General features: G+C 68.9%; 6 protein-coding genes and 2 pseudogenes. 4 read left to right on the forward strand and 4 right to left on the reverse strand.

What is annotated here, in order from left to right; genetic code table 11:
- Nucleotides 1–20: 20 nt before the first annotated feature.
- The 4 genes from A6302_RS09875 to A6302_RS09890 form a co-directional block, all read right to left on the reverse strand.
- Nucleotides 21–1,088, reverse strand: a complete 1,068-nt coding sequence (locus A6302_RS09875) for a phosphotriesterase family protein (protein WP_069306901.1) — start codon at nt 1,086–1,088, stop codon at nt 21–23.
- A gap of 4 nt (nt 1,089–1,092) precedes the next feature.
- Complete coding sequence (locus tag A6302_RS09880; protein ID WP_069306902.1) at nt 1,093–2,130, reverse strand: ABC transporter permease; 1,038 nt, start codon at nt 2,128–2,130, stop codon at nt 1,093–1,095.
- Nucleotides 2,127–2,918 (reverse strand): ATP-binding cassette domain-containing protein, encoded by a 792-nt coding sequence (locus A6302_RS09885; RefSeq protein WP_069306903.1) that lies wholly within the window; start codon nt 2,916–2,918, stop codon nt 2,127–2,129. Before A6302_RS09885 ends, A6302_RS09880 begins: the two co-directional genes overlap by 4 nt.
- A gap of 111 nt (nt 2,919–3,029) precedes the next feature.
- Nucleotides 3,030–3,980: an ABC transporter substrate-binding protein gene (locus A6302_RS09890; protein WP_069306904.1), complete on the reverse strand. Its 951-nt coding sequence runs from the start codon at nt 3,978–3,980 to the stop codon at nt 3,030–3,032.
- A gap of 484 nt (nt 3,981–4,464) precedes the next feature.
- Here A6302_RS09890 and A6302_RS09895 point away from each other — a divergent pair, with 484 nt between their 5' ends.
- The 4 genes and pseudogenes from A6302_RS09895 to A6302_RS24415 all read left to right on the forward strand — a co-directional run.
- Nucleotides 4,465–4,929 (forward strand): glycosyltransferase family 39 protein, encoded by a 465-nt coding sequence (locus A6302_RS09895; protein ID WP_141703618.1) that lies wholly within the window; start codon nt 4,465–4,467, stop codon nt 4,927–4,929.
- Nucleotides 4,884–5,072, forward strand: a pseudogene (locus A6302_RS24410) (glycosyltransferase family 39 protein); the annotation flags it as partial. The gene A6302_RS09895 and the pseudogene A6302_RS24410, both read left to right, overlap by 46 nt.
- An 871-nt stretch (nt 5,073–5,943) precedes the next feature.
- Nucleotides 5,944–6,705: a glycosyltransferase family 2 protein gene (locus tag A6302_RS09900; protein WP_069306906.1), complete on the forward strand. Its 762-nt coding sequence runs from the start codon at nt 5,944–5,946 to the stop codon at nt 6,703–6,705.
- Nucleotides 6,636–6,915: pseudogene (locus A6302_RS24415) on the forward strand (glycosyltransferase); the annotation flags it as partial. The gene A6302_RS09900 and the pseudogene A6302_RS24415, both read left to right, overlap by 70 nt.

Here is a 6,915-nt window from a genome sequence, read left to right on the forward strand (position 1 = left end):
GGTTGTCCGCGTCGTCTTCTTCAGGGTCGCGGCGAGAATACCCTGGCCGGGTTCACCCCGAGCATGCGGTCGATCGCCGCCTGCTCCACGCCATGGCGCTTCAGCCGCGGCACGAAATGCCGCTGGATGTAAGAATAGCCGAAACCGCCGTAGCGGGTGAGCATGATCTTGAGGAAGACGTCCTGCGAGAGCAGCAGGCTGTCGAGATAGCCGGCCTCGATCAGCGCCGCGATCGCCCGGGCATTCTCCTCGTCCGAGGGCGACTGGGCGTCCTGATCGGCATAGTAGTAGTCCATGCCGATCATGTCGTATTCGAGAAAGGCGCCGCGGTCGGCAAGGCTCTTCTGGTAGGGCAGGTCCGCGTGGCTGGGATTCATGTGGCAGAGCACGGTGTTGGCAAGGCTCGCGCCCTCCGCCTCCACCACGTCGAGCACCTCATGCGCCAGCCGCTCCCAGCCCGGCAGGTGGATCGACAGCGGCACGCCGGTGATCTTTGACGCCCGCGCCGAGGCGCGCAGCGATTTCCGCTCCTCGGCCGTGAAGTCGCGGCTGACGCCGACCTCGCCGATGATGCCGGCGGCGATCTTCGGCGGGCTCGCGCCGCCGCCCACGTCGTTGACGAGGAACTCCGTCACCGCGTCCACGTCCATCGCCTTCAGCCACTCCGGATGGCTGAATTCCAGATAGAAGCCGGAGCCCATGACGATGTTGAGGCCGCTCATCTTCGAGATGCGCAGCAGCGCCTCCGGATCGCGGCCGATGCCGATGTTGGTGGGATCGACCACCGTGTTGCCGCCGAGTTTCGCAAAGCGCCGGATCTCGCCGAGGGCAAGATCGACATCGGCCAGCATCACGTTGTCCCGGTTCATGTAGGGGTTCATGCGCAGTTCGCCGATGATCTCGATCGAGACCGGCTGCTCGGCGATCGCCCGCTCCTCCGGATGGCACGGACATTTCCAGGACTTGGCGCCGTCGAGCATCAGGTGCTCGTGCATCAGCGTCACGCCCATCTCGCCGACCGGAATCGGCCCGCGCACGGTCATCACATGGCCGCTGGCGACACCGATGAGAGGATTCTCCGTCGCCATTGCCTCACCTCGAACGCAGGCTGCCGCGGAACAGCCGGAAGTTCAGCCAGATCGCGACGAGGATGATGAAGCCGGTGACGATCGGCGTCAGGAACGGCGACATGTGGGCAAGGATCAGCCCGTTGGCGAGCACCGCCACGGTGAGGGCGCCGAGGATCGTGCCGACGATGGTGCCCCGGCCGCCGAACAGGCTGGTGCCGCCGAGCACCACGGCGGCGATCACCTCCAGTTCGAAGCCCTGCCCCGCATTGGACGAGCCCGAGCCGAGCCGGCCGGCGAGGATGATGCCGGCAAGCGCCGCCGCCATGCCGGAGATCACGTAGACGGCGAGCGTGGTGATGCGCACGTCGACGCCGGCGCGGCGCACGGCCTCGCGGTTGGCACCGATGCCGGTGACATAGCGCCCGAAGCGCGTCTCGTTGAAGACGACGAAGGCGATGACGAGCATGGTGACGGCGATCAGCGCCGGCAGCGGCACGCCGAACACCCAGGCCCGGCCGATCACCACGAACGGGCTGCCGGAATCGATCGGGATCGAATAGCCGCCGGTGACCAGCAACGCCGTGCCGCGCACGATCGACAGGCCCGCCAGCGTGACGATGAAGGCGGGAATGCCCTCGTAGGCGATGAAATAGCCCTGGATCGCGCCGATCAGCCCGCCGCAGGCCAGCATCAACAGGATGACCAGCGGCCAGGGCACGCCGAATTGCAGGAGCGCCGCCGACAGGGCGCTGACAAGGGCAAGCACCGAGCCGATCGACAGGTCGATGCCGCCGGTGGTGATGACGAAGGTCATCGCCGCCGCCGCGATCAGCAGCGGTGCCGACTGCCGCAGCACGTTGAGAAGGTTGGGCCGGGTGAGGAAGGCGTCGGTGCCGACCGAGAACAGCAGGCAGACGACGAGAAAGAACACCGCGATCGACACCACCGAGCCATTGGCGATCAGCCGGTCGGCCACCGTCGCCTGCCGGTGGCGCGGCGGAGCGGCGGCGTGAAGCCGCGCAGGCGCTGCTTGCGGGGAAGACGGCGTCTCGCCGGTCATGAGGTCTGCTCCCGGCTGTGCCCGGCCGAGCGGGCCTCGAACTTGTGGCCGACGATCAGGTCGACGATCTCGGCGATGCTGGTGTCCTCGATCCGGCGTTCGGCGACGTTGCGGCCCTCGTACATCACCTGGATCCGGTCGCAGACGAGGAAGAGATCCTGCAGGCGATGGGTGATCAGAATGACGCCGACGCCGGCCGCGCTGACCCGGCGGATGAGATCGAGCACCGCCTCCACCTCGGCGACCGCGAGCGCCGCCGTCGGCTCGTCCATGATCAGCACGAGCGGATCGAAGGAGGCGGCACGGCCGATGGCGATGCTCTGGCGCTGGCCGCCGGAGAGCGTCTCCACCTTCTGCCGCGTGTCCGGGATGACGATGCCGAGGCGGTCGAGCATCGCCCGGGCATCACCGTGCATGCGCGGCTTGTCGAGGAGCGGCAGGCCGGCGACGCGGCGGCGCGGCTCGCGGCCGAGGAACAGGTTGCCGGCGACGTCGACCGTGTCGCAGAGCGCGAGGTCCTGGTAGACCATCTCCACCCGCCGCGCCCGGGCATCCGCCGGCGAGGTGAAGGCGACGGTCTCGCCGTCGATCTCGATGGTGCCGGCATCGGGGATGACCGCGCCGGACAGGATCTTGCTGAGGGTGGACTTGCCGGCGCCGTTGTCACCGACGAGGCCGAGCACCTCGCCCGGCGCCAGCGTCAGCGACACGTCGGACAGCGTCGTGATCGGGCCGTAGCGTTTGGAGATCCCGGTCATCCTGACCCGGGGCGGCGGGGTGGTCGTCATCCTCGCTCCGCTCTCGAAAGAGGCCGGTACGGGCCGGGGGTGGCCCGTACCGGCAGGGCGGCGCCGCCTGACAGGGGCAGCTGGAACGGCGCCGCGACGCGAAAGACCTGATTACTGGAACATGCCGCGGAACTGGTCCACGTTGTCCTTGGTCACGATCGTCACCGGGATGTTGATGACCGGCTCGATGCTCTCGCCCTTCTTGAGCTTGACGAGCGCCTCGACGGCGGCCTTGCCCTCGCCAGCCGGATCCTGCTGGACGACGGCGGTGACCCAGCCCTCGTCGATGCCCTGCACCGCCTGGGCGGTGAGATCCCAGCCGAACACCTTCACGTCGCCGGTGCGGCCCTGGGAGGTCACGGCCGAGACCGCGCCGATCAGCGCCGGCTCGCCGGTGGCATAAAGCGTCGTCATGTCCGGATTGGCGGTCATCAGGTTTTCGGAGGCGCTGAGCGCGATGTCCTGCACGTTCTGGCCATCGACCGTGTCGACGAAGGTGACGTCGACGCCGCTCTCCTCGATCGCCTTCTTGAAGCCGTCGAGGCGCTGGTTCTGGATGAAGGAATTGAGCGCGCCGATCACGCCGATCTTGGCCGTGCCGCCCATCTCTGCCTTGACATAGTCGGCGTAGAACTTGCCGATCTCGGCGCCGGCGGCGGTGTTGTCGACGCCGATGAAGGCGACGTTGTCGCCCTCGGGGATCTGCGCGTCGATGGCGACGACCGGAATGCCGGCCTTCTTGGCCTCGGTGATCGCCGGCTTCACGCCGTTGACGTCGATGGCGACGAGGATGATGCCGTCGACCTTCTGGGTGATGTAGGTCTCGATCGCATCATTCTGCGCCGAGGGCACGTTGTTGGCGTTGAAGATCACCAGGTCGACGCCGGCCGCCTTGGCCGCCTCGGTGGCGCCGTCGTTGATCTGGTTGAAAAACAGCGCCTGCTGGTTGATCGTGACGAGGGCGTAGGTGTCCGCCTTCGCGATGCCGCCCACGGCGGCGCCGAAGCCCGAGGCGAGGGCAAGCACCGCCACCGAACGGGTCAAAGACTTCAAGATCTGCATCCCGATTCCCCTTGTTTCTTGCAGCTGGCCGCGGTGCGGGGCGCGAGGCGCCGGCTCCGGGCGGCGTTCGGACGAGCCCGACGCCCATGTCGCCAGAAAACGCGTCTTCAGGGAAGGCGCGCCGGACCGCCGGCTTTTGAACCGTTTCGATCACATGTGAAGACTACGGGTGAAATGTTTCGAGGTGCAAGGGGATGTTTTGAGCGGCTTGCCTGTTTTTTGACGCTGGACTTGTCATTCGACCGGGGGTGACGGTGGCCTCGAACTGGTTCAAGTCCGCCGCATCCACCACCCCGCAAACCCGTGTTGCCGGCAGCCGTGCCGCGTTGGACCGGCTGGTTTCAGGTCGTGCGATCCCGGCAACCTTTTCCTGTGCTTGCCTGCCGTGTCGGCCCCGGCGTATGGACATCAAGGTCTCGGGACAGGATCCGGACGCGCGAACCCTGCGCCGCGCCCTCCCCGACCGTCGGGAGTGGACACCGCCTTGACCCTCGCCAGCCCAGACGCCGCGCATGTGCCCGCCGCCACCCCTGTGGCTTCGCGCTGGCCGCTCGGCCCGCTGCTCCTTCTCTATGTCGCGTTCTGGACGCTGGTGCCGACGCTGACCTTCCGCACGGTGCCGCTCGATGTGGCCGAAAACATCCTGTGGGGGCGGGAGTGGCCGGCGGGCACCTACAAGCATCCGCCGCTCCAGGCCTGGCTGACCGAGATCGCCCACCTCGCCCTGGGACCGATGGGCATCTACCTGCTCTCGGCCGGCTGCCTCGCGGCAACGGCCCTCATCGTCGCAAGGCTCGGCCGCGAGCTCGTCGGCCGTGACGCCGGCCGCCTCGCCGCCCTGCTGCTGCTGGCCACGTGTACGCGACCGTTCCGGTTCCCGAGTTCAACGCCAACGTCCTGCAGATGCCGATCTGGGCCTTTGCGGCGCTCGCGCTGCACCGGGCCCTGACAGCCGACCGGCTCGGCTGGTGGGCCGCGCTCGGCGTCGCCATCGCCGCCGCCCTGCTGACGAAATACAGCGTCGTCTTTCTCTGCCTCGGCCTTGCCGGTGCCGCCCTCACCCATCCCGCCGGCCTTGCCGCGCTGCGCCGGCCCGGGCCGTGGCTGGCGGTCGCCACCGCGCTGGTGCTCGTCGCGCCGCATCTGGTCTGGCTGGTGGAGAGCGGCTTTCAACCGATCGCCTATGCGGCCGCCCGCTCGCGCGAGCTGGAAGGCATCGATCGGCTGCTGGGCCCGCTGGAATTCCTGCTGACCCAGCTTCTCGACATCTCGCCCGTGCTCCTGCTGCTCGCCCTCGGCGGCGTCCGGCCCGCGGGCCTTCGCCCGCCCGGCTTCCTGCTGTGGATCGCCTGCGGGCCGCTGCTGGCGATGGCGGCCTACGCCCTCGTGTTCGGCGCCGGCCTGCGCGACATGTGGGGCGCGCCGGCGATCGTGTTCCTGCCGCTCGCCGCCGCGGCCTGTCTCACCGCGCCGCGCCATCCGCGGCGGCTGCTGCGGGTCTGGATCGCACTGGCCGTGCTGGTGCCTGTCGGCCTCGGCGCCTATTCCCAGTTCGGCCCGGCGCTCGGCCGCAAGCCGCAGCGGGCCGCCTGGCCGGCCGCGGCGATCGTGGCCGCGCTTGACGCCGAATGGGCGCGGGTCGTCGGCGGAACGCCGCGCATCGTGGCCGGCGAAACCTGGCTCGCCGGCCTCGTCGTTGCAAAGCACGGCCGAGAGACCTCCGGCTTCGTCGACGCCGATTACGCCAGAAACCCCTGGATCACGCCCGGCCGGGTCGACCGCGAGGGCGTGCTGTTCGTCTGGAGCGGCGCCGACGATCCTTATGCCGCCTTCGGCCCCTTCGCCGCGACTGGCGAGGCGGTCGTCCCGGTGCCCCGGGCGGCGAGCCGCGAGATTCGCCTGCGCTGGGCGATCCGGGCGCGCGCGCCGCCGGCAACGCCGGACCAATCCCCACGGAGAGCCCATGACCGATCCCGTTTCGCGTCCCGCCGATCCGCTCGTCTCGCTCGTCGTTCCGGTGTTCAACGAGGCCGAAGCGGTTCCGGTTTTCTTGCGCGCGGTCGACGCGGCGCTGGCGGACCTCCGGCTCGAGATCGTCTTCATCAACGACGGCAGCACCGATGCGACGCTGGCGGTGCTCGGCACCGCGCTTGCCCGCGACCCGCGCTGCGTGGTCGTCAATCTCTCGCGCAACTTCGGCAAGGAATCGGCGCTGACGGCGGGCCTTGCGTCCGCCTCCGGCGACGTGGTCGTGCCGATGGACGTCGACCTGCAGGATCCGCCCGAGGTGATCCTGCGCTTTCTGGACAAGTGGCGCGAGGGCTATGACGTCGCCTACGGCCTGCGCGAGGACCGCAGCTCGGACGGCATGCTGAAGCGGCAGTCGGCCGTGTGGTTCTACCGGGTGTTCAACCGGACGGCGGAAACGCCGATCCCCGAAAACACCGGCGACTTCCGGCTGATGGACCGCCGGGTGGTGGATGCGCTGAACCTTCTGCCCGAGCGGGTGCGCTTCATGAAGGGCCTGTTCGCCTGGGTCGGCTTCCGCGCCGCGCCGGTGCCCTATGTGCGGGCCGTGCGCCAGGCCGGACGCACCAAGTTCACGCCCGCCGCCTCTGGCGGCTCGCGCTCGACGGCGTCACCTGCTTCTCGTCGATGCCGCTGCGGATCTGGAGCTACGTCGGCGCGGCCGTCGCCGGCGCGGCGCTGGTCTATGCGGTGCTGATCGTCGCAAAGACGCTGGTCCACGGCAGCGACGTGCCGGGCTACGCCTCGCTGATGACCGTGATCCTGCTGCTCGGCGGTATCCAGCTCATCACCCTCGGCGTGATCGGCGAGTATCTCAGCCGCCTGTTCGTCGAGGTGAAGGGCCGGCCGGTCTACATCGTCGAGAGCATCCGGCGCGGAGAGGCCACCGACGGCAAGGCGAAAAGCT

This window comes from Methylobrevis pamukkalensis (assembly GCF_001720135.1).
Lineage (GTDB): Bacteria > Pseudomonadota > Alphaproteobacteria > Rhizobiales > Pleomorphomonadaceae > Methylobrevis > Methylobrevis pamukkalensis.

Bases quoted from the DNA above. Each gene is read 5' to 3' on its own strand.
- A6302_RS09900 (WP_069306906.1), top strand. From the start codon at position 5,944: ATGACCGATCCCGTTTCGCGTCCCGCCGATCCGCTCGTCTCGCTCGTC.
- A6302_RS09875 (WP_069306901.1), bottom strand. From the start codon at position 1,088: ATGGCGACGGAGAATCCTCTCATCGGTGTCGCCAGCGGCCATGTGATG.
- A6302_RS09890 (WP_069306904.1), bottom strand. From the start codon at position 3,980: ATGCAGATCTTGAAGTCTTTGACCCGTTCGGTGGCGGTGCTTGCCCTC.
- A6302_RS09885 (WP_069306903.1), bottom strand. From the start codon at position 2,918: ATGACGACCACCCCGCCGCCCCGGGTCAGGATGACCGGGATCTCCAAA.
- A6302_RS09880 (WP_069306902.1), bottom strand. From the start codon at position 2,130: ATGACCGGCGAGACGCCGTCTTCCCCGCAAGCAGCGCCTGCGCGGCTT.